This is a genomic window from Methylophaga sp. UBA2513 (assembly GCF_002341285.1).
Taxonomy (GTDB): Bacteria; Pseudomonadota; Gammaproteobacteria; order Nitrosococcales; family Methylophagaceae; genus Methylophaga; species Methylophaga marina.
In genome coordinates this window covers 121,670-143,377 of record NZ_DDNT01000014.1, presented here as the reverse complement: position 1 = coordinate 143,377, position 21,708 = coordinate 121,670, and the positions used below count along the sequence as shown (strand labels likewise).

Annotated in this window: 19 protein-coding genes; 17 read left to right on the top strand and 2 right to left on the bottom strand. The window is 39.4% G+C overall.

Annotated features, from left to right (window positions below):
* Nucleotides 1–487: 487 nt before the first annotated feature.
* The 16 genes from B3V56_RS08450 (at nt 488) to B3V56_RS08375 (ending at nt 16,215) form a co-directional block, all read left to right on the top strand.
* The gene (locus B3V56_RS08450; protein ID WP_289281968.1) at nt 488–1,327 is read left to right on the top strand and encodes a polysaccharide pyruvyl transferase family protein; all 840 of its coding nucleotides are present in this window, start codon (nt 488–490) and stop codon (nt 1,325–1,327) included.
* 276 nt (nt 1,328–1,603) lie between these two features.
* Nucleotides 1,604–2,554: a glycosyltransferase family 2 protein gene (locus B3V56_RS08445; RefSeq protein WP_289284170.1), complete on the top strand. Its 951-nt coding sequence runs from the start codon at nt 1,604–1,606 to the stop codon at nt 2,552–2,554.
* A gap of 75 nt (nt 2,555–2,629) precedes the next feature.
* Nucleotides 2,630–3,754 (top strand): glycosyltransferase family 4 protein, encoded by a 1,125-nt coding sequence (locus B3V56_RS08440; protein WP_289281971.1) that lies wholly within the window; start codon nt 2,630–2,632, stop codon nt 3,752–3,754.
* Nucleotide 3,755: 1 nt separating this feature from the next.
* Nucleotides 3,756–4,664, top strand: a complete 909-nt coding sequence (locus tag B3V56_RS08435; protein ID WP_289281972.1) for an NAD-dependent epimerase/dehydratase family protein — start codon at nt 3,756–3,758, stop codon at nt 4,662–4,664.
* 12 nt (nt 4,665–4,676) lie between these two features.
* Nucleotides 4,677–6,083: a hypothetical protein gene (locus B3V56_RS08430; protein WP_289284169.1), complete on the top strand. Its 1,407-nt coding sequence runs from the start codon at nt 4,677–4,679 to the stop codon at nt 6,081–6,083.
* Nucleotides 6,080–7,105 carry a glycosyltransferase family 4 protein gene (locus tag B3V56_RS08425; protein WP_289281973.1) on the top strand — a complete coding sequence of 342 codons (1,026 nt, stop codon included), beginning with the start codon at nt 6,080–6,082 and terminating at the stop codon, nt 7,103–7,105. The genes B3V56_RS08430 and B3V56_RS08425 overlap by 4 nt, the downstream gene beginning before the upstream one ends.
* A gap of 216 nt (nt 7,106–7,321) precedes the next feature.
* Nucleotides 7,322–7,717, top strand: a complete 396-nt coding sequence (locus tag B3V56_RS08420; protein ID WP_289284168.1) for an acyltransferase — start codon at nt 7,322–7,324, stop codon at nt 7,715–7,717.
* Nucleotides 7,707–8,687: a glycosyltransferase family 2 protein gene (locus tag B3V56_RS08415; RefSeq protein ID WP_289284167.1), complete on the top strand. Its 981-nt coding sequence runs from the start codon at nt 7,707–7,709 to the stop codon at nt 8,685–8,687. Before B3V56_RS08420 ends, B3V56_RS08415 begins: the two co-directional genes overlap by 11 nt.
* Entirely contained in the window at nt 8,680–9,543 is an 864-nt protein-coding gene (locus B3V56_RS08410; RefSeq protein ID WP_289281978.1) for a sulfotransferase family protein, read from the top strand. Before B3V56_RS08415 ends, B3V56_RS08410 begins: the two co-directional genes overlap by 8 nt.
* 9 nt (nt 9,544–9,552) lie before the next feature.
* Nucleotides 9,553–10,077, top strand: a complete 525-nt coding sequence (locus tag B3V56_RS08405; protein WP_289284166.1) for a serine O-acetyltransferase — start codon at nt 9,553–9,555, stop codon at nt 10,075–10,077.
* Nucleotides 10,074–11,117, top strand: coding sequence for an acyltransferase family protein (locus tag B3V56_RS08400; RefSeq protein WP_289281980.1), 1,044 nt, complete (start codon nt 10,074–10,076; stop codon nt 11,115–11,117). The genes B3V56_RS08405 and B3V56_RS08400 overlap by 4 nt, the downstream gene beginning before the upstream one ends.
* Before the next feature lie 64 nt (nt 11,118–11,181).
* Nucleotides 11,182–12,165, top strand: coding sequence for a glycosyltransferase family 2 protein (locus B3V56_RS08395; RefSeq protein WP_289281981.1), 984 nt, complete (start codon nt 11,182–11,184; stop codon nt 12,163–12,165).
* A 49-nt stretch (nt 12,166–12,214) separates the two neighbouring features.
* Nucleotides 12,215–13,138: a glycosyltransferase gene (locus B3V56_RS08390; protein WP_289281982.1), complete on the top strand. Its 924-nt coding sequence runs from the start codon at nt 12,215–12,217 to the stop codon at nt 13,136–13,138.
* Nucleotides 13,139–13,150: 12 nt separating this feature from the next.
* Nucleotides 13,151–14,380 carry a glycosyltransferase gene (locus B3V56_RS08385; RefSeq protein ID WP_289281983.1) on the top strand — a complete coding sequence of 410 codons (1,230 nt, stop codon included), beginning with the start codon at nt 13,151–13,153 and terminating at the stop codon, nt 14,378–14,380.
* Nucleotides 14,381–15,100, top strand: coding sequence for a hypothetical protein (locus tag B3V56_RS08380; RefSeq protein WP_289281984.1), 720 nt, complete (start codon nt 14,381–14,383; stop codon nt 15,098–15,100).
* The gene (locus B3V56_RS08375) at nt 15,097–16,215 is read left to right on the top strand and encodes a WecB/TagA/CpsF family glycosyltransferase (RefSeq protein ID WP_289284165.1); all 1,119 of its coding nucleotides are present in this window, start codon (nt 15,097–15,099) and stop codon (nt 16,213–16,215) included. Before B3V56_RS08380 ends, B3V56_RS08375 begins: the two co-directional genes overlap by 4 nt.
* Before the next feature lie 20 nt (nt 16,216–16,235).
* On the opposite strand, the gene xrtD is transcribed toward B3V56_RS08375, so the two are convergent.
* A complete protein-coding gene (gene xrtD, locus B3V56_RS08370; RefSeq protein ID WP_289281987.1) occupies nt 16,236–17,885 on the bottom strand; it encodes a VPLPA-CTERM-specific exosortase XrtD in 1,650 nt (549 codons plus the stop codon).
* Complete coding sequence (locus B3V56_RS08365; RefSeq protein ID WP_289281988.1) at nt 17,794–19,014, bottom strand: glycosyltransferase family 4 protein; 1,221 nt, start codon at nt 19,012–19,014, stop codon at nt 17,794–17,796. The genes xrtD and B3V56_RS08365 overlap by 92 nt, the downstream gene beginning before the upstream one ends.
* 308 nt (nt 19,015–19,322) lie before the next feature.
* Here B3V56_RS08365 and B3V56_RS08360 point away from each other — a divergent pair, with 308 nt between their 5' ends.
* A complete protein-coding gene (locus B3V56_RS08360; protein WP_289281989.1) occupies nt 19,323–21,704 on the top strand; it encodes a tetratricopeptide repeat protein in 2,382 nt (793 codons plus the stop codon).
* Nucleotides 21,705–21,708 lie beyond the last annotated feature (4 nt).

Sequence of the window (21,708 nt, the reverse complement as noted above, 5' to 3'; positions counted from 1 at the left end):
CTTCTTTAAGCAGTTAAGTAGAGAGAGCCTGAAGTGAGTTAGTGTCCCTCTGTTAAAAACGCACGACATTCTCTTATCAATTTATGTCGTTATTATTTTGCATCAGTGGATACCCTAAAACATATTCATGGGTAATTTCTTATGAGCTAATCTATTTGTACGATTTTTTAGAAACGTCAAGAGAGAAGCATACCTGTAACAGACAATTCATCCTGAGCAAATGATATTTGACTATGATTATTTACTGCTCTGCTCCATTAATTAGGCAAGTGCAGTAATCTAAGATGTTCTAGTATGCTACTGGCGAATCTGAAGAACAGAAAAGATTAACCAGAAAATTCAATTTATCGCTTTGAGTAAGGAGAGATATTGAATAAAAATAATCTCATTTTGAATAAGATTTTTGTGTTTATTAGAGCTTCTTAGCCTTTCTAAATCTGTTAGTTGATGTATATTCACTAAGTTAAAATTATGGTGAGACAAAAAAATGAAGCTTTTTCATTATACTGAGTGTGCAAACTTCGGTGATGCAATAAACCCCTGGTTTTGGTCAAACTACATTGATGCACCTTTTAATGATGATTGTGACCAACTGTTTGTCGGTATTGGTACTTTAATCAACGATAAACTCCCATTGAGTAACTACAACTCCATAAACATAATGGGGTCAGGGGCAGGTTATGGGGAATCCATTCCACAACCAACAAAAAGCTGGACTATACACTGTGTAAGAGGACCATTAACGGCAAAAGCTCTTGGCGTAGAGCAAAAACTTGCAATTGCAGATCCTGCTATTTTAATTAGCGATATTCTTGGTTTAGATAATATTGGTGATAAGAGAACTATGAGGGTTGGTTTTATGCCACATCATAGTATCGATTCACCTAGATTGAAAAAAGTTGTAGAAGCTACTGGTGTTAGCTACATTTCACCATTGGGTCAAGCAATGAGTGTAATCAGTCAAGTAAACAGTTGTGAGAGATTGATAACCTCTGCAATGCATGGTGCCATATTAGCTGACTCACTAAGAGTGCCATGGTTTCCTGTAAAAAACTCTGCGCTAATTCTTGATTTCAAATGGGAGGACTGGGCGCAGTCAATGGGGCTAAACATAAAATTAGAACTCCTACCACTGATCAAACCAGACTACGCCAGAAGATATTTTTTTAATGAGTTTTTTAATGAAAAGCTTTTCCAAAGAAAACTACAACAAATAAAAAAACGCAGTGATTATCTCTTATCAAGTAGCTCAATCATTGAGGAAAAAAAGGATAAGTTAAAAGAAGTTTTTTTTAGATTTAACACTAACTATTCTAATTCAAGGTGATGTATCGAAGAAGGAGAAAGAAATTCTCTTGATAGTTAGATAATTGCTCATTCCCTTTTTATCGAAGTAGTCTGAGAAGCTCGATAGAGTTAATATGGCTTATGTAAGGATAAATGTGCATTGAATAAAATCTGACTCAAAAAATTATTGAGTGCAAAAAATTTGATAAGTAAAAAATTAATAAGATTTAATGCCAGAAAAAAGTTCAATAGAAGCATAATTAAACATTAGATTTCCAAGAACGCTTGCAACTGCCATTCAAACTTAAGGAAAAAAATGTCCGATTTAGTATCTGTAATTATGCCAGCAAGGAATGCTGGAGCCTTCATTAAGCAAAGCATAGAATCAATACTTCAGCAAACATATACTAATTTTGAGTTAATTATCGTTGATGACCAGTCTACTGATGACACTCGCAACATAGCTGAAGGTGTAATTGATGCTCGAGTCACAGTCGTTTATGGTAAAGCCGAAGGTATTGCATCAGCAATTAATATAGGTTTGAAACATGCAAAAGGTAAATATTTTTGTCGTTGTGATTCAGATGACTTATTCCCCGAAAATCGACTCAAGATACAAGCAGAATGGTTAGATAAACACCACGAATATATTGCTGTTTGTGGCTCCTACTCTTCTATCGACAGCAAAGGTCGGCATATCATTCAATATCATAAGAATACGCGCTCGAGATGTATTGATAGTCATTTTATGGATGGTCAGGTCATCACACATTTTGGTACTTTTATGGTGAAGACTTCGGCATTGAGAGCTATCGGTGGTTGTCGGACATTTTTTGAAACAGCGGAAGATATTGATCTACAGTTAAGACTCTCTCAGCAAGGCGCCATTTTTTTTATTGCAGATAATTTCTATCAGTACAGACTCCACCATTTTTCTATTACCCATAACCAGTTAAACAGCAGGCGCATTTTCTTTGAGGATTATGCTAAACAGTGTCACTTGCAAAGGCTTGAAGTAGGCAAAGATGATTTAATGATGGGGCGAAAACCAGAAATTCCAGATAGTATTGAACTCGAAACGAAAACAGCAGATGAACATATTACTAATCAGCTGATTTCTGAGTCATGGTATTGGTTTAATACTGGTGACTATAAGCAGGCGTTTAAATCAGGCTTTAGGTTAGTCTCTATGTCACCATTAAAATGGTTGTCTTGGCGCAATTACATGTTGCTAATTTTTAAGCGTTTGAAGCAAACTGTATATTAAAACTCTGCTTGAGTTTGAGTGGCCGACTCAACACTATTCATACAAAGAAAAAGAAGTTACGTTACAGGGATATACATGAAAGTTTTATCTTATCTGCATCATTATATTCACCCCTACGGTATTGGTTTTGCAGCTCATTCACTTGCCCTTGGTATGAATAATCATCAGGTACATTCAGAGATTTTTTCAATTGATTCTGATTTTGCAGAAACATCACCATTAGTTCAAAGTGCGATAAAATCAAAACTTTTACTAAGAATAGCGTCTAAATTCATTTCCATTGAAAAAATACGTCGTTACACAGAATGGCGATTTCGATGTTACGCGAGAAAGTTTGATGTCATCATTTTGTGGCCAGGATGTTCGCTTGAAACGTTTCAATATTTGAAACGAAAAGGAAAAATAATTGTTGTTGAGAGTATTAATTGTCATCAAGAAGTAGCGAAACAACTTTTAAGTAACGAAGAGCAACTCTTAGGCTTGGGCAAAACACATTTAATTGATGACAGCAGTATTAGAGATGAGCATGCGAAGCTGACACTCGCTGATTATATTTTCAGCCCTAGCCCACAGGTGACAAAGTCTCTGATAGTATCGGGGGTAGATAAGTCTAAGATTCTATCTACCTCGTACGGGCTTAGTCCAAAACAGGTGTTACCGGTGACTAAAAAGCGTCAACATAAACCTGTTTTCTTATTTGTCGGAAGCGTAATTTTACGTAAAGGTATTCATTTATTGCTTGAGTACTGGGATAAAGCAAAGGTTGATGGGACGTTAATGGTGGTTGGCAAAATAGACCCAAGCGTACAACCGCTGGTAGATTCTTTTTCAGAACGAGGTGATATTGAGTTTATTCCCTTTACTGCTGATATAGATTCTATGTATCAGTCTGCTGATGTGTTTATCCTACCCAGCATAGAAGAAGGTAGCCCGTTGGTAACATATTTAGCTTTAGGTGCAGGATTACCATGTCTGGTAACACCAATGGGGGGCGATGGTGTCGTCCGAGATGGTATAGATGGTTATATAATCGATCCACATGATAAAGAAAAATGGATATCGAGTATCCAAAAATTAGCATTAGATGTTTCTATGAGAGTTCAAATGGCGACAAACTCTCACGATCACGCAACTCAGTTTCTCTGGGAAGAAGTCGCAGACAAACGTCGTAAATTACTTATCAATAAGCTAGGACTCTGATTTGAAAGTTCTGATTCTAGGAGGAACTGGCTTTATAGGCCAGCATGTTGTCAAAAAGTTACTTGAGGATAACTGCCAAGTTACTGTTTTTGATAGACACGCAGATAGACTTAAGCTCTCGGGCATTGAGGCTATAAATGCTGATTTCTCAGATACTTTGTCATTATCTGAGTCTTTGATAGGTGTAGATAAAGTGATTCATCTTATCAGCACTTCTGTACCCAGTTCTTCGAACAAAGACCCTGTTAGTGATATTCAAGGGAACTTGGTTAATACCGTCAAACTTTTAGAAATAATGAGGCAATCTGGTATAAAAGATATTGTCTACTTTTCATCAGGAGGCACTGTTTATGGGCATCCAGAGGTACTGCCCATCAATGAGTCTCATACTAATCACCCGGTATGTAGTTATGGCATTGTCAAACTTGCTATAGAAAAATATCTACATATGTATTCTGAACTATATAGTCTCAATGCGGTTATTCTACGGCCATCCAATCCATTCGGGCCAGGCCAAACACACACAGGTGTACAAGGGTTTATTGGTACATGCATTGCAGCAGCATTGACAGGCAAACCATTAACAATCTGGGGCGATGGAAGTGTTAAGCGAGATTATGTTTATGTGACTGATGTGGCGGATGCCGCCATCTCTGCTTTGAATTATTCAAAAAGTGATACTTTCAATATATCAAGTGGTGAAGGGGTTTCACTCAATGACATTATCCAGTTAGTTCAAAATGAGTCTGGAAAAAAAATTAATCTCCATTATCAGGAAAAACGTGATTTTGATATTCCTGAAATCACTTTGGATAATAACAAGGCAAAACAATTATTAGGCTGGCAGCCCAGTACTAGCTTTAATGATGGCCTTCACTTAACTCTGAATCACGCTATGAAGTTAGTGTAGGAAAGTTATTTTATGCCTAACTCTATTGCTTATCTTGCATTATTTTCATGGCCTTTGGTGACCATACTCCTTATAAGGAGAAAAGGTATAGAAGCTGGAATATTATTAGCTCTGCTTGGGGCTCAGATGTTCTTGCCTTCCTCTTTTGAGGTTGACTTGCCGGCCATTCCACCACTCAATAAGTTGTCACTCACGACGCTAACAATTATTGTTTATTTATACTTCAACAAGAAACGGTTCGGATTTAATGCGTTAAACTCGTTTCTTAAATTTCTGTTTGTAATGTGTCTGATAGTGCCTTTTTTAACTGCTCTGGCAAACCCTGAGCGCTATTACTATATTCAAGGTCTGTCTTTATATGATGGGCTAAGTGATTCCATACAGACTTTCCTGACAATTATTCCATTTCTGTTTGGTGCTAAGTATTTTAGTACTTATGAAAAGCAGGTTCTGTTATTCAAGTACTTGGCCATGGCGGCCTTTGTATATGCATTCTTCGTTTTATATGAAGTGAGAATGAGTCCACGATTGCACGCTATCGTATATGGTTTTTACCCCCATTCATGGTTACAACAATATCGAGAGGGTGGATTTCGCGCCATGGTATTTATGGGGCATGGTCTGGTGGTGGCTATATTTATAGCATCAGGTTTAACTGCCGCCGCAGCATTGAAGAGATACAAAGAAAAAGTCACTCCTGTGAAAAGTCTTTATATTGTTGCTGCCTGTCTATTTGCTTTGGTTTTACAAAAAAGTTTAGCGTCCCTCGTTTTTGGTCTATTTGGTCTATTCATGGTGTTGATGATGTCACCAAAACGAATGCATCAAGCTGCCTTGCTAGTTGGTATTCTTTTTATAAGTTATCCACTGATGTCGTCTTTAAACTTGTTTCCGCACGGTCAACTTGTTGATATAGCCAACCGAATTAATCCGGATAGAGCACAATCGCTCGACTTTCGTTTTCAACAAGAGAGGGCGTTACTGAATCATGCCAATGCAAAACCGTTATTTGGATGGGGTGGTTGGGGAAGAAATCGTGTGATCAACGATCTTACCGAGAGTGATGCTAGTACTACAGATGGTCGTTGGATTGGAACGCTTGGAGTGTATGGCTGGGTTGGTTATCTATCTCAGTTTTTATTAATTGTAGTGCCTTTGTGGCTGACATATAAGTTGTCCGTGAAACGGCTTAAAAAAGACAATAAGCAGGCGATACTACTCGGTTCTCATGCCATTTTAGTTTCTGTTATTCTTCTAGATCAGATGCCTAACTCTTCTTTGAATTCTTTTTACTGGTTGATTATAGGGTCACTGGCTGGAAGAGCTTATGTGATTAGTCGTGAAAATAACAATAATGTTCCAACGGCAAACTCTCAGCAGCCACTGGAAACATTTCAGGTGACAGATAATAAAAAATGAATCACATTTACTACGTTATTCCTGACTTGTTTCAAAAAGAACGTTTCTCTTTTAGAAGTGCGGTAAGACATCTAAAAAGACGTCGGTTATTTAATTACATCAGACGATGTCTTTTTCGTAAATTTAAACCTGTTGGTGGTGTCAAAGTCATATATCAACATTGTTTGATGTTAAATAAGGCGGGGTATCGTGCTTATCCTGTTTTAATGGGTAAGTATCATGGCAATTTCTTTGGTTTTGATGTTCCCACGTTGAGTTATCAAGAGGCGCTTGAGAAGATGGGGATGGATGACATTGTTGTCGCCACCGAATTTGCTCCTTATCAAGCATTCTTATTTCCTGCACAAACAAAAGTCCTTTTTTTACAAAACTTAGTTGGTCTCAGACGTTGGTTGAAAGTCGATGATAAAGAGAAAAGTTACAAGGACATTGGTTATGATGAAGTGATGACATGTAGCCAGTTCTGTTCTGATTATGTAGAAAAGGATATGGGTATTGCTGTCAATACCGTTACTAACGGAATTGACTTGACGGTTTTTTTGCCTCAAGCGGAGTCAAGAATTGAACGCCGAATCTTGGCAATGTCGCGAAAAAATCCCCATGATCTGGCTATTATCCAGAAAGCGATGAGGGAATATGGTATTGATATCAATGTAGTTGATGGTCTTACACAAGACGAACTGATAAAAGAGTATCAAGCTGCCGATATCTTTATTGCAACTGGATATCCCGAAGGGTTTTCCCTGCCTCCTATTGAAGCAATGGCTTGTGGGGCGGTTGTTGTTGGCTTTACTGGAGGAGCTGGAAGAGAATTTATGATTCACCGGGAAACGGCTCTAGTTGCGGAGGACGGAGATACCGACACTGTTATTGAGCACCTTTTAACATTAATAAATGATTCGCCATTGAAGGAACGAATAAGAACTGAAGGGCTGAAGAAAGCGAGCGAGTATGGGCTTGATGACTTACAGACTAATTTAATCGCGTTTTACAAAAAGCTCTCAGAAAATAACAACATTTAACTGGATTGCTACATGTTAAGAACTATCATAAAAAAAATAGCATTCAAAACTGGGCGTTGTAAGAAGCTGTATCTAAAACTCTGCAACCCCTCAGGTTTTGAGTATGCTGAATTTTTAAAGCGGTGGGGGACTTACCATAGCATAGGGGAACATTGCGCAATATGGCCTTATACGAATGTCACTAATCCTGAATACACCAGGCTCGGTAATAATGTCATGCTAACAGCATGTACTATTCTGGGACATGATGGCTCTATTGCCGTGCTCAATCGAGCTTATAACAAAAAACTTGATCGCGTAGGAAAAGTCGACATTAGAGATAATGTATTCATAGGGCATGGTGCTATTGTGTTACCTGGAATAACCATTGGACCCAATGCGATTGTAGCAGCCGGTGCAGTTGTTAGCCGTGATGTTCCTGAAGGCAGTATTGTCGCGGGTGTGCCTGCAAGAGTTATCGGGGATATGGCTGATCTCGTCAATAAATTAGAAAAAGAAACAAACAGCCTACCTTGGGCTCATCTTATTCATCAAAGAGATGGAAGTTTTGATCCCGCCTTGGAACCTCAGCTAAAGCAACTAAGAAAGGCTTATTTTTTTGATGACAAATAAACACTGTGAGTTAGCCGTCATCATTGTGAATTATAAGACCCCAAGAATGGTCGTTGATGTTCTCAATTCTCTTAAACATGAAGTGGACACCCTAGATGCCTGCGTAGTTATTGTAGATAATGATTCTCAGGATGACTCAGTGGTCCAAATTAACGAGTGGATATTAGCTGAGGATAAAAAGCAGAAATTCAAGTTGGTAGACTCATCCTCTAATAGTGGCTTTTCTGGTGGTAATAATGCTGGAATTAATTCTGTGAGTGCAGATTATTATCTGTTGCTAAACAGCGATACTATTGTGAGGCCTGGGGCTTTAGAAATGCTCTTGGAAACCCTAAAAAATAACCCTGAGGCTGGTTTGGTGGGCGCACGATTAGAATGGCCCGATGGCAAACCTCAAGAGAGCTGTTTTCACTTTCATACGCCAGTGAGTGAGTTCCTTAAAGCTGCTAGCATCGGCTTATTTTCCCGTCTCTTAGATAGGTATATTGTAGCAAGACCAGTGGCTGACAGCGCTGAGTATTATCAGTGGGTGAGTTTTGCCTGTGTGCTAATACGAGGTCAGGTAATAAAAGATGTTGGGCTTTTGGATGACAAGTTCTTTATGTACTTTGAGGATGTAGAGTTTAGTTATCGTGCAAAAAAAGCAGGTTGGAAAGTCATTTATCAACCGAATGCTCACGTTGTTCACCTGCGTGGAGGTAGCTCTCCTCTCAAGTCTCAGGCTCAATTGAGGAAAAAATTACCACGTTATTTCTATGAGTCTCGGACACGATATTTTTATTTACTCTATGGCTATTGGGGGCTTATTCTCGCTAACATCGCTTGGTCACTTGGTGCTGCAATTTCGGGACTGAGAGAAAAGCTGTCCAAGCATTATCAAAGCAACACTGCAAAAGGGCAATGGCGCGACACATGGATAAACTTTACTAATCCTCTAAGAGCCTACATACATCCGAAAGATTATGACTAAACCAAACTTTATTATTATTGGTGCTATGAAAAGTGCCACAAGCACTTTACATGAGCAATTGGCATTACAGCCTGGCATCTTTATGTCTACTCCCAAAGAGCCAAACTTTTTTAGTGATGATGATGTTTATCAGCTAGGTTTGAATTGGTATCAAGGGTTATTTGAGAGTGCAAATCGTAATGATATTTGTGGAGAGTCCAGTACGCACTACACAAAGTTGCCAGACTATCCTCATACTCTAGATAGAATGTCTTCCTATTTGCCTGAGATAAAGCTTGTTTATGTTATCAGGCATCCTGTTGAAAGGCTTGTCTCTCATTACATTCATCAATGGAGCCAAAATGTTATTAGAGACGATATCAATACAGCTATTGATTTATTCCCTGAACTCATAAATTACAGTCTATACTCTATGCAGATAATACCCTACATAGAACAGTATGGTCGTGAGAACATTTTATTAGTTTTTTCGGAAGCATTTAGGAAAGAGCCAGAGCTAGAGCTGGCACGTGTTGCACGATTTATTGGGTACGATAAACCAGTAACATGGCATGAAACCCTCCCCGAACAAAATGTTTCTAATCAGCGTGTGAGACGGTTCAAAGGTTACAATCTTATTGTAAACAACCCGATATTGGCTTCCTTAAGAAGAAGCCTGGTGCCCAGAGGCCTACGTGACTTTGTGAAACAACAGTTGGTTATGAAAGAACGGCCGGAACTAACAACTCGAAGTCTCGAGAAGCTGGAAAAAATATTCAACGATGATTTAAGAACTTTAAGCTCGTTGAGTGGCTGTCAGATTAGCCTTGAAAACTATAAAGAACTAGCAAAAAATACTCATATAAGTCTTACATAACCAGAGGAAATGAACGTGGTCTCAGCGGATATGCCTGACTGGCAGAGAGAGGAAGTCACTACTTTTTGGCAGCCATCAAAAAAGCTAATAAAAAGTATACGTGATTATCAAAATGCCTCGACTCAGCGTTCATTAATTGCTCCATTTAGAAAGAAGGTTGCCGTACTAAGACATCGTTTTTGGTCTGTAGTAACTGGTGCGGATATTCCTTTGAATGTAAGTATGGGCGGAGGGATTTCACTGCCACACGCTAATGGTATTGTTATTCACCCGTCTTCTATAATTGGTGTGAATTGCCTTATTCATCAACAGGTGACATTGGGGGTCAAGCGATTCGAAGCAAAAGCACCAACGCTTTTAGGGCATGTTGATATCGGTGCGGGAGCGAAGATTATTGGTGATATCACCATAGGTAAACACGCATTAATAGGTGCGAATGCTGTGGTCACTAAAGATGTCCCTGACTATGCAATTGTTGCTGGGGTGCCTGCCAAATTGATCGGTACTACTCAGATTAGTGATATCAATGCATGAATAAATTTCTCAGTTTTATTACTGCCAAAGAGAAAAAGATAGCTGTTAAAAGAGAGCAGAATACTGAAGATTATTTCTATGTTCTTGATGGTTGGCGTGGTATCAGCATAATGTTAGTACTTGCAGCTCATCTGCTCCCTCTCGGGCCTTCATTTTTACAGCTCAATTTCACTTCAGGTGTGATTGGGATGAGTATTTTTTTCATACTTTCTGGTTTTTTGATAACGAATTTTCTAATACATCGTCCTAACGTTCATGATTTTTTTATCAGGCGTATTCTTAGGATTATTCCTCTAGCTTGGCTATATTTGATTATTGCCTTTCCTATATTGAATATCGATCTTTCTAAACTTGCTCCACACTTCTTTTTTTATGCTAATTACCCTCCGATGGACCTTGTGCATGGCACGAGTCACTTCTGGAGTTTGTGCGTTGAAATACAGTTCTATCTTACTATAGGTTTACTGTTTCTTCTTTTTAGAGAGAAGGCATTTATCATCCTGGTAATTGGGTGTTTTTTAATTACAGCCAACAGAATGGTTGATGGGGTTCATGTTGCCATAAACACTTATTATAGGGTGGATGAAATACTGGCAGGCGTAATCCTCTCGCTTGTATACAATGATAAAGGGCTGGGTTTTCTTCAAAAATTTCTCCGTGCAGTTAACCCTTATTTTGCATTGTTGGCATTATTCGTCGCCTCTCACCCAGAGGGTGGCTTTGTAAATTATTTTAGACCTTATATTGCTGCAGTATTGGTCGGCTCTACTTTATACAATATTAATAGCTCATTACTGACATATCTGAATGCCCGTGTTTTAGTTTATTTAGCGAGCGTTTCATATGCGCTTTATGTTATCCATCCACTTCTTGTCAACACATGGTTTGGGTCTGGAGATACGCTGGAAAAATATCTAAAACGCCCTATACTTTTTGTTGTATTGTTTGTTCTTGCTCATTTATCGACGTTCTACTACGAAAAATATTGGATTAATTTGGCAAAAAGAATGACAAAAAGAAAGCCAAGTAAACAAAGTTAATTATGATTGAAACAATGCTATTTTTGTTTAGTAGACAAAGCCACTGGGATAAGGTGAAGTAAAAATGTCACTATCGAATATTGGTGCTGTCATTATAGGGCGTAATGAGGGGGAACGTCTGATACGTTGTATTAAATCACTCCAAAAGGATATAGCTAATATAATCTATGTTGACTCTGGTTCTACTGATGGTAGTGTCCAAGCAGCAATGGATTTGAGGGTCACTACAATCGAATTGGATTTGCAGAAGCCATTCACCGCTGCCAGAGCCAGAAATGAAGGTGCAAGAGTATTAATCACAGCGCATCCAGAGATTGAGTATATACAGTTTGTGGATGGAGATTGTGAGGTAATATCGGGCTGGATTCAAAGAGCACATACATTTCTTCAATCTTCGCCCGATTATGCAATCGCTTGTGGACGAAGGCGTGAACGTTTTCCAGAATACTCCGTATATAACCAGTTATGTGATATCGAGTGGAATACCCCTGTAGGAGATGCTAATGCATGCGGGGGAGATACATTAATACGTCTTTCTGCTTTTCAGAGTGTCAATGGGTATTCAGACTTTTTGATTGCGGGTGAAGAGCCTGAGATGTGCTTCCGTATGCGTCAACAAGGATGGAAGATTATGCGCCTTGATGCCGATATGACATTACATGATGCTGCTATGACAAAATTTACTCAATGGTGGAAACGTCATAAAAGAGCTGGCCATGCTTATGCTGAATCTTATTATCTCCATGGACAATCTCAGGAACGCTTCAGATTTAAAGAAGTTAGGAGCAATGTTTTTTGGTCTCTCATTTTGCCAACGTTACTTATACTATCGCTATTGCAGCCGTTGATGCTTTGGCTATTGCTTGTATATCCATTACAAATAATGAGACTGACAGCTCGTGACGCAAAGAAGTATTTTCCTCTTTCGATGTCATTGATAGTTGCCAGTTCAAACGTGCTATCTAAGTTTCCACAGACATTAGGTATCATGACTTTTTATAAAAACTTTTTAACAGGTAAACGACAGAAAATCATTGAATATAAGTAGCCCTTAATTCGACTGAGTTTCCGATTGCTTAAATAAACGAGAACAATTTATGAGTTACTTACTGGTTTCACCTTGTCGCAACGAATCTGACTATATGCGAATAACGCTGGATAGTGTTGTGAATCAGACTATTAAGCCTGATCTATGGGTGATTGTTGATGACGGTTCAACTGATGCTACGCCACAAGTTCTGGCTGAGTATGCTGAAAAATATCCTTTTATCAAAGTGATTACGCGTGAGAACCGAGGGCATCGTAGTGTAGGTCCCGGTGTTATTGAGGCTTTTTACTATGGCTATGACCAAGTGGACGTCAGTCAGTTTGATTTTATCTGTAAATTTGATTTGGATTTAGATTTACCCTCACGTTATTTTGAGATTTTGATTGATCGCATGAATAAGAACCCACGCATTGGTACATGCAGTGGTAAAGCCTATTTTAGAGATAAAAAATCAGGCCAGCTTATCAGTGAAAAGTGTGGTGATGAGATGTCGGTTGGTATGACAAAATTTTATCGTCGAACGTGTTTTGAAGAAATTGGTGGTTTTGTCCGCCAGGTAATGTGGGATGGCATTGATTGTCATAAATGTCGCCAGCTAGGTTGGATTGCTGTTAGCTGGGATGAGCCTGATTTACAGTTTATTCACTTGAGACCGATGGGTTCGAGTCAGAAAGGTATATTTACAGGACGTATGCGTCACGGATTTGGCCAATATTTTATGGGTACTGGGCTGATTTACATGACCGCTTCATCAGTCTTCCGTATGCTACATCCGCCATACTTTCTCGGTGGTGCAGCGATGTGGTGGGGCTATGTGAAAAGTATGCTGACACGTCAACCAAGATTTGCTGATAAAGCACTGGTTGCGTTTATTCGCCATTACCAATGGCAGTGTCTTGTTAAAGGGAAAGCTGAAGCAACCCAGCAGTTAAATGAACAACAAGCTGTTGTTTGGCAACAATCACACAGCTAGTAGGAGCAACCTTTGAAACTGGCATATCTTGCACCAGAGATACCCGCGTTATCTGCTACTTTTGTGTATAACGAGGTTCTGGCTCTAAGTGAGCTAGGGCACGAGATAATACCGTTCTCTGTTCATAAACCGATAATGCCTGCCACTGATAAACATCTTGACGCACTGCGCTCCAAGGTGAACTATCTTTATGCAACACCAAAGAAGAAAGTTTTTTTTAGCCACCTCAACTTACTGACAAAAAAACCTGTTCATTATTTAAAAGCACTTGGTGAGTGCGTGAAGGATATGTTCAAAGTGAACATATTATCCCGTGATGCATTAGCCTTGTTTTATCGGTTTTTTTATGCAGCTAAGCTAGCTCAAGAATTAAAAGAGAATTCTACTCAACATCTGCATGTGCATTTTGCTCATGTACCTACAGATATTGCTATGTATGCCAGTATGCTCTCGGGCATATCTTTCAGCGTTACAGCCCATGCCAATGATATATTTGAGCGAGGTTTATTGTTGGATAAAAAGGTCGAAAGGTCTAGTTTCTTTGCCACAATCTCTGATTTTAATCGTCACTATATTCAGCAAACTTATCAAGTTAATCCTGACAAATTAGAAATTATTCGCTGTGGCGTAGATAGTCGCGTGTTCACTCTCAAGTCTTCAATAGCACTATCAAGCCCAGTACGTATAGGTCTTGTCGGTAGACTAGTAGAGAAAAAAGGGATTGATACGCTTATTTCTGCTCTCGCTACCCTAAAGACTCAATTTTCTGATTTTACTGTCGAAATAGCTGGGTCGGGTCCACTGGAAGAAGAGTTAAAACAGCAAGTTACACAACTTGATTTGAATGACAATGTCGTATTTCTGGGGCCATTGCCTCATGATCTGGTCGTCAAATTTGTCAGAGAGTTGGATTTATTTGTCTTACCTTGTAAAAAAGATAAACAGGGCGATATGGATGGTATCCCTGTTGTATTGATGGAAGCGATGATGGTGGGAACGGCTGTCATCTCATCTAGAATTTCCGGTATCCCAGAGCTTGTAATTGATGAGGAAACAGGTAAATTAATTGAGCCAGGTAATAGTGAGCAATTAGCTGCGGCGATGCTCGAGCTGATAAAGGACGAAGCTTTACGGGGAGCGCTCATCAGTCATGCTGAGAAGAAAGTGCAGCAAGAATTTGCACAGGATATTAATGCTAAGCGTTTAGAGGCATTATTTGCTGAATCAATTGGTAACTTGTAGATGCAGAAACATGGATGGTTTTTCAGACGACGCTTTATTCTTGTTCCCACCATATGGTCGGTCATCATTTTTATTTTGTTATTGCTGACCATCGCCATATTCTTTATAAACAATGTTGCGTTTTTTTTAGCTAAACAAGCGCCTGTTGAGGCTAATATTCTGGTTGTGGAGGGCTGGCTTGAGTCTGATGCGCTCAGCCAGGCTTATATGGAATATAAATCTGGTCACTATGATTTAGTGATCACCACGGGTGGGCCTGAAGCGAGGAATTTTACTGATCAGTTTGATTCTTATGCTGAACAAGCTGCCCATCAACTGAAATTATTAGGTCTAAGTATGGACAATCTTAAGGTAATTCCAACACCTGCCTCTGCTCAAGATAGAACCTATCTCAGTGCAGTGATGGTGAGAAAGTTTATTGAAGCAACACCTTCAATAGATAAGGTGAAAGGGATTAATGTGTTTTCAGGAAATGTGCATAGCCGCAGGACTTATTTTTTGTACAAACAGGCGTTTGATGCTTTAGCTATTCCTATCGGTATTATCAGCGCATCTCCAAGAGAATTTAGATTAGCCAATTGGTGGCAGACGAGTGCTGGTGCGAAAACGGTATTAGTTGAATTCATTGGCTGGATTTATGCACATTGTTGTTTTGAATTACCTGCCAAGGGGTCTCACCAAGAAATCTGGGGATTACCTCGTGATGAGACTAACAAATGACTAATAATTCCACCTTTCCTGCTATTCATGAGCGTAATAAACAGCATGTTTTGATGGGGCTACCTTTCGACTTTGTCAGCATTGCTGAATCGGCAAAGCTGATTGAGCAAGCCATTTCATCTAAAAAACGCTGTTTTCTTTCCACACCAAATATCAACTTCACGATTGCAGCACACGGGGATGACGCTTTTTATCAATCTGTTGCTGTAAGTGATCTGTCTGTTATAGATGGTATGCCTTTAGTGTGGTTGGCCAAGATGATGGGGTTACCCGTCAAGGAACGCGTAGCTGGCTCTGACTTATTTCAATTTTTGTCTGACACACATCGAGAAAAACCGATTCGGGTGTTTTTCTTCGGTGGCGAACCAGGTGTTGCCAAACAAGCTCATGAGCAGCTCAACAGCTATTCTAAAGGTATGGTCAGTGTTGGATTTTATGATCCAGGCTTTGTGAGCATTGAAGAGATGAGTCAGGATCACATTATTGAGCAAATCAATGCCTCTGAAGCAGATTTTGTGCTTGTTGCCTTGGGTGCAAAAAAAGGTCAGGCTTGGATTATGAATAATATGGCTAATCTGAATGCGCCCGTCATTAGCCATCTGGGGGCCGTGATTAACTTTGTTGCAGGTTCTGTCAAACGTGCACCAGAAAAGTGGCGAAAACTTGGCTTGGAATGGTTGTGGCGGATTAAACAAGAGCCAAGTTTGTGGAAGCGTTATCTCAAAGATGGTTGGGGCTTGGCTTTGTTATTACTCACAAAGCAACTTCCTTATTATTTTGTTGATAAGAAATATAAAAAAAGTAACAGTCACGAGAATACCGTTAACTGGCAACCTAATAATAAGACGTTGTTACTGACTGGCTGTTTTCAGTCAACTAACCTTGAAAAACTGGACGCATTGATAAATACCACATTACTGGCAACCCGAGCTCAGTTAAAGATAGATGTGAGCGGTGTCAGTTATATTGATAGTGCATTCATGGCTCGATTGCTTACGCTTCAAGGTAAGCTCAATTGCTGTGGTTGTGAGCTTGTTATATTGAAGCCTAATTATAGAATTAAGCGATTGCTATCTTTGGCAGGAGTTTGGAATAGATTTACATCACATGAGTGATTACTCCAAGCTACTTTAAGTCAATCTGGAATGTAAGCTTTAATATCAGGGTAAGTCATAGCAATAAAGTTTTGCAACCTCTCATCCGATTTGCTTATCGACTTACCTACTGGTGTAACAAACCGAGCGATTGCACCATCAGTTCTGTTGAGCATTATAGAATCATACAAGAGAGCAAATTTCATTGGGAATTCGCTTGCTAAATCTCTACCTCTCTGAGGAAACCAGTAATAAACAAGCATTTTTTCTTGTCCTTTACTAATCAGCATTCTCGAGACAGAAAGAGTTTTTTCTTCGTTAATAGAAAAGGTTTCAATGCTTGCTTTAGATATTTCCCAGCCACCCCCAGGAATACAGGCTTTTGGTGAGTGTGGAACAAATCCACTTCTTTGTGAAGCTGTGTAGCCGTAATAAACATCTACATAGGTGTTATTTTTATGGTATGTGGCAAGAAAATAATCATCGAGCTTGAGTATTTTATCTTCGCCGTTTTGGAAAGTTCTTGTGTGCCCATCCCACCCGTTAATAGATAGTGGATAGTTAACAAATGAATTTCTATCAGGAATGATCTCATTTCGTTGATTAACGGAAATGGTAGACGTGACAGATATCAGAATTAAAACTGTAGCTACGTATATTGGTGTTTTGTTGATATATGGGTTACGTTCGGCTAATCCATAATCACGATCATTTTCAAGATAATCAAAAGACTCATTAAGTGATCGGTGTTTTTTTGTTAGAACATTAAAGAGCTTTACTTCGATCAGCAATATGGCTATGCATGAGAAGAAGATCACCCAACCTTCGAAGTAGTGCATAAACCCCTCAGCAGCTTCAATACCTGAATGGTTAACTAGCAGAGCGACCAATGCAATACGGAAACTATTCATGACAATACTGATTGGTATTGTGGATAAGAACAATGCAACTCTCGCATACATCGATGCTCTAAACATATAAGCCATCATCAAGCCTATAGTCATGAGAGGGTAGGTATAATTCAGCCCGCTACAGGCTTCGACGACTTGAAGCTTGTAAACCCCTAGGTCAATAATGTTGCCATCTCTGAATACTGGGATGTCCATTAGTCTTATCATCTCGACACCTAATGTCGATGACATCAATTGAAACTTACCTGAGAGCATCACGTCGAGCATGTAGGGGAGAGGAATTACTAGTAGAACGTGTGCAAATGGAATCAGGATGCGTCGCGTCTGGAGCCCAAGCATGGTCCACATGAGCCCAAACATCATAACGACTATGCCATAATGAGTGAGCGTAACCAATGCGCTTAACTCACCAAGAATGAGTAATACACTGGCGATAATTGTAAATATTACGCCTAGCCATGGACTTTCATTAGTATCAGTCAATTCGTGACGTTTAATCCAGATAAGGTAAGTCGCTAAAGCTAAAACAAATGGTGCATGACTGTACCTTTCCTCGCCCCACCTACTCCACAATACGGATGTAGCTTCATTGAATGCCACAAGTAAACCAACAGTGATAAAAACGAATAATATAAGTCGCCAGTGTTTAGATAAATTTTGAGTTAAGGGCATTATTGTTAACCAAGTATTATTTGTTGTTTTTGATATTTTTGTAGTGAGACAAAATGGTTTGTATTTTGTCATCCCATAAAAAATGTTTTCTAATTCTTTCGACCGCATTCATGCCTATTTTCTCCCTGAGTTCGGGACTATCTGCTAGGCGTAGTATCGTGTTTGAAAACTGTTCCACCATCCACTCTTTCGATTTTGGAGCAATGAGAAAGCCGGATTCTGGAGTAAGGTAATCAGCAGGACCACCCCAATCGGTGGCAATAACGGGCAGTCCTCTGGACATGGCCTCAAGGACTACTGCACCACCACACTCGCGGATGCTGGGCAACACAAATATATCGGCTTCGTCATAAAACTCGTTAATTTTGTTGTGTGGAACAAGGCCAGTAAAACTGACGTTTTCTATGTTTTTTTCTCTACACAATCTTTCTAAATTATTTCGTTCCTGACCATCGCCAACTATAGTTAACTCGGTATTTTTGAGTTTGCTAACAGCTTCAATAGCAATATCAATACATTTCCAGTCCACCAGTCTTCCAACATAAAGGACTTTTGTTAGCTTTCTTTTCGCATAATGTCTTGGATTGGACTGTATACCGAATGAGCCGTTTTCAACTAAAATTTCAACCGGTCCTTTAATACAAGCTGGTAAGGCTTTTTTGGTGCGTTCGTTGGCTACCAGAATTAGATTCGCTTTAACTTTTCCTGGAATTAATCTGTTGAGTGTATTGTCTGCGTATTTTGCTAACTTATATATAACTTTTTCGAGTAGCCCAGACATATCTTGAAATGATTTCGGAAATGTCATGCCGCCATTGAGTGGTCCAATAACAACTGGACAACCCACGTTATACATCGCTGAAGGTTGGGTCGCAGATACTGGCGCTGGCTCATGCACGATATCAATACCTATTGTCTTTACGAGCCTTTTTACCTCTTTTCTCTGATAAATTTGTGTAAGTGCATGAAGCAGAGCACCGAAAGTTCTTGTATAGACTCTAGCAGGTAGACATTTTCCAAGTTTGAAAATTAATTTATGTAATTTTGTGTCGGGTAAATAGTAGATATTCTTGTTATTGATTTCTAAGTTAGACTCTAAGCTTGCTCTAGCTCGTTCGTGTGTAACTAGGTAAACCTCATGATTAGTCTTTGAGAGAAATTTATAATAATTCAGAGGTAGCATTGCTTCGCCGCCAAATTTGTCAGACGCATGCTCACACACAATAAGTATTTTCATGTCTTGATTAGACTATCCCTGCTCGTAGTTAATTGTTCACGCTAGTGTATGAATACCCATTAGCTCAGAATAAAGATATGTCAAACAAATGTAAACTTAGGTTAAGTTCCACCTTGTCTTGATGGCCTTCAGCAAAGCTATGACTTTTTCTTTTCACGATGTAGACTTCGTTACCAGGAGCTCAAGTGCTTGCTAATAGCGTCAACCGAATCAACTGAGTGATTGTCAATCGGATACAATGACTATAGCATTGTGCTGATGTAGATACATAGATACTGCTGTTTTTCAGGAATGGATGAATTGAAACAATGAAAAAAATTATATTAGTACTTTTTGTGTTAAGTCTTGCCGGATGCGGAAACTCAGCAGAAACTTCTTCCGATTTTGTTCAAAGTGGAAATGAATATTTCAAAAATGGAAATTTAGAAAAAGCACGTGTCGAATACAAGAATGCAATCCAGATTGACCCTCGACAGGCCGAACCATATTACCGACTCGCATTAATTGATGAAGAAAACAAAAGCTGGAAACAAATGTTTGCCAACTTGACCACTGTTGAGCAACTTGATCCCAATCATGTTGATGCTCAGATAAAGTTGGGTCGATTGTATCTGCTGGGTGGAAAACTTGACGAGGCGACCACACGAGCTGATAAAGCCTTATCTATAAAACCGGAAAGTTTTGATGGTCGAATTCTGAAAGCGTCTATTCTGGCAAAACAACAAAAGTTTGAGGAAGCATCAACACTGCTTGCTGAAGTCTCTAAAGATTATCCAGATCATAAGGATATTCTCTCACTGGAAATTTTGATTTTAAAAGATAAAGGTGAGCTTCCTGCAGCACTGGCAAAAACAAAACAGGCAGTTGAAAAATATCCCGAAGATATGTCGCTTCGTTTGATCGAACTCAGCTTGTATAACGACATGAAAGATTATAGAGGCATGGCTGATGTCTACGAAGATATTTTGGCTCGTAAACCTAATGAACGTGAAGTGGTCATGTCTTATGCCAAATTGCTGGTATCAAAATTAGATAGTTATGATCAGGCTTTAACGCTTTTACAATCATTCCTGAAAAATCATCCAGAGGATGATGAAGCTCAGCAATTCTTATTAGGTTTAATTAACCAGAAAAACCCACAAGAAGCGTTATCAAAACTCGATGAGATGATTGAAGCTGATCCTGAGAATTATGAGTTACGCTTCGCAAAAGCCGCGTTGTTAGACAAGAACGGTGATGTTGAAGGTTCTGTCAAAGAGCTCAATGATATCATTAACGAAGATCCGCAAGGTATCAATGGCAATGAGGCTCGTGTCATGCTTGCGTCATATTACGCATCACAGCAGGATTTCAAAAAAGCGCGTGAGCTGGCTCAAGCTGTTTTAGATGTCGCGCCAGAAGAAAGTGGGGCATTGCTGGTCAGAGCAAAACTGGACTTGATGGATGAAAAATATGATCAAGCGGTGACTGACCTGAGAACAGTATTAAGAAACTCACCTGATTCAGATGAAGCCATGATCTTGCTGGCTCAAGCCTATCAAAGACAGGGTTCTGATGCGCTCGCAGAAGATAGTTTCAGACAAGCTTTGGCAGCCAATCCACATAACGCCACTGCAGCATTTACGGTGGCAGGGTTGTTAGTTAACGAAAATAATTATGACAAAGCTGAACAGGTTTTAGTCACCGCTTTAGAGCAAAATCCTACAAATACCACTTTACTCCAGCAATTGACTGAAGTCAGAATCCTGAAAAAAGACTGGCAGGCAGGTATTGAAACCATTGATCTACTTAAAGATCAGCAAGGCGATACCTTACTTTCTTATCTTCTGTCTGGACAATTATACGAAGGCCAAGGCGACTATGCGCTGGCAAAAGCTGAGTATCAAGCGGCACTTGAATTAGCGCCAAATTCAAGTCGTGCGATGCAAGGTCTGGCAACCTCGATGGAAGCGTTGGGAGAAAATGAACAGTTAGAAACTTATCTGAACAATTTCAATCAACAAAATCCTAACTCTATGAATGGATTTGCAACACTGGCTATTCATTATTTCAGGGTGGAGAAAGCGGAACAGGCAGTCGATATTCTTGAATCAAAGCTTGCCGAACAGAAAAAATGGACGCTGGGTTACTCTTTATTAATCGACTATTATTTACGTAATGACAAGTTATCCGAAGCGGCAAATATACTGAAAAAAGCCGTTGATAATGTCGATGACAACATTCGATTCTCTTTACAGCTAGCTTCCATTGAAGAGTCACGTGGCAATTATGCTGAGGCACGTGATCTATATGAAGGCATTCTTGCAAAAAATAATAATGTCGATATTGCTGCCAATAATCTGGCCAGCTTATTAACGGATCGGTTTGAGTCGCCCGAGAATTTAAACCGCGCTTTGGAAATTACTCAACGGTTTAAAACGTCAACACAACCTTATTTTCTCGACAGTTATGGTTGGGCTAATGTGAAATTAAATAAGCTGGATGAAGCTAAGCCAGTACTTGAACAGGCGGTAGCACTAGAACCCAATGTTGCTGTATTTAATTATCACCTAGGTGTGTTACATGTAAAACAAGGTAATAGTGAGCTAGCAAGACAATATCTGAACACGGCTAAACAACAAGCATCACAAAATAATGAAAGTGATTTAATAGCGGATATTGATTCAGCCATCAGCTCACTGAACAATTGATAAC

Bases quoted from the DNA above. Each gene is read 5' to 3' on its own strand.
- B3V56_RS08450 (WP_289281968.1), top strand. From the start codon at position 488: ATGAAGCTTTTTCATTATACTGAGTGTGCAAACTTCGGTGATGCAATA.
- B3V56_RS08445 (WP_289284170.1), top strand. From the start codon at position 1,604: ATGTCCGATTTAGTATCTGTAATTATGCCAGCAAGGAATGCTGGAGCC.
- B3V56_RS08440 (WP_289281971.1), top strand. From the start codon at position 2,630: ATGAAAGTTTTATCTTATCTGCATCATTATATTCACCCCTACGGTATT.
- B3V56_RS08430 (WP_289284169.1), top strand. From the start codon at position 4,677: ATGCCTAACTCTATTGCTTATCTTGCATTATTTTCATGGCCTTTGGTG.
- B3V56_RS08425 (WP_289281973.1), top strand. From the start codon at position 6,080: ATGAATCACATTTACTACGTTATTCCTGACTTGTTTCAAAAAGAACGT.
- B3V56_RS08420 (WP_289284168.1), top strand. From the start codon at position 7,322: ATGCTAACAGCATGTACTATTCTGGGACATGATGGCTCTATTGCCGTG.
- B3V56_RS08415 (WP_289284167.1), top strand. From the start codon at position 7,707: ATGACAAATAAACACTGTGAGTTAGCCGTCATCATTGTGAATTATAAG.
- B3V56_RS08410 (WP_289281978.1), top strand. From the start codon at position 8,680: ATGACTAAACCAAACTTTATTATTATTGGTGCTATGAAAAGTGCCACA.
- B3V56_RS08405 (WP_289284166.1), top strand. From the start codon at position 9,553: ATGAACGTGGTCTCAGCGGATATGCCTGACTGGCAGAGAGAGGAAGTC.
- B3V56_RS08400 (WP_289281980.1), top strand. From the start codon at position 10,074: ATGAATAAATTTCTCAGTTTTATTACTGCCAAAGAGAAAAAGATAGCT.
- B3V56_RS08395 (WP_289281981.1), top strand. From the start codon at position 11,182: ATGTCACTATCGAATATTGGTGCTGTCATTATAGGGCGTAATGAGGGG.
- B3V56_RS08390 (WP_289281982.1), top strand. From the start codon at position 12,215: ATGAGTTACTTACTGGTTTCACCTTGTCGCAACGAATCTGACTATATG.
- B3V56_RS08380 (WP_289281984.1), top strand. From the start codon at position 14,381: ATGCAGAAACATGGATGGTTTTTCAGACGACGCTTTATTCTTGTTCCC.
- B3V56_RS08375 (WP_289284165.1), top strand. From the start codon at position 15,097: ATGACTAATAATTCCACCTTTCCTGCTATTCATGAGCGTAATAAACAG.
- xrtD (WP_289281987.1), bottom strand. From the start codon at position 17,885: ATGCGGTCGAAAGAATTAGAAAACATTTTTTATGGGATGACAAAATAC.
- B3V56_RS08365 (WP_289281988.1), bottom strand. From the start codon at position 19,014: ATGAAAATACTTATTGTGTGTGAGCATGCGTCTGACAAATTTGGCGGC.
- B3V56_RS08360 (WP_289281989.1), top strand. From the start codon at position 19,323: ATGAAAAAAATTATATTAGTACTTTTTGTGTTAAGTCTTGCCGGATGC.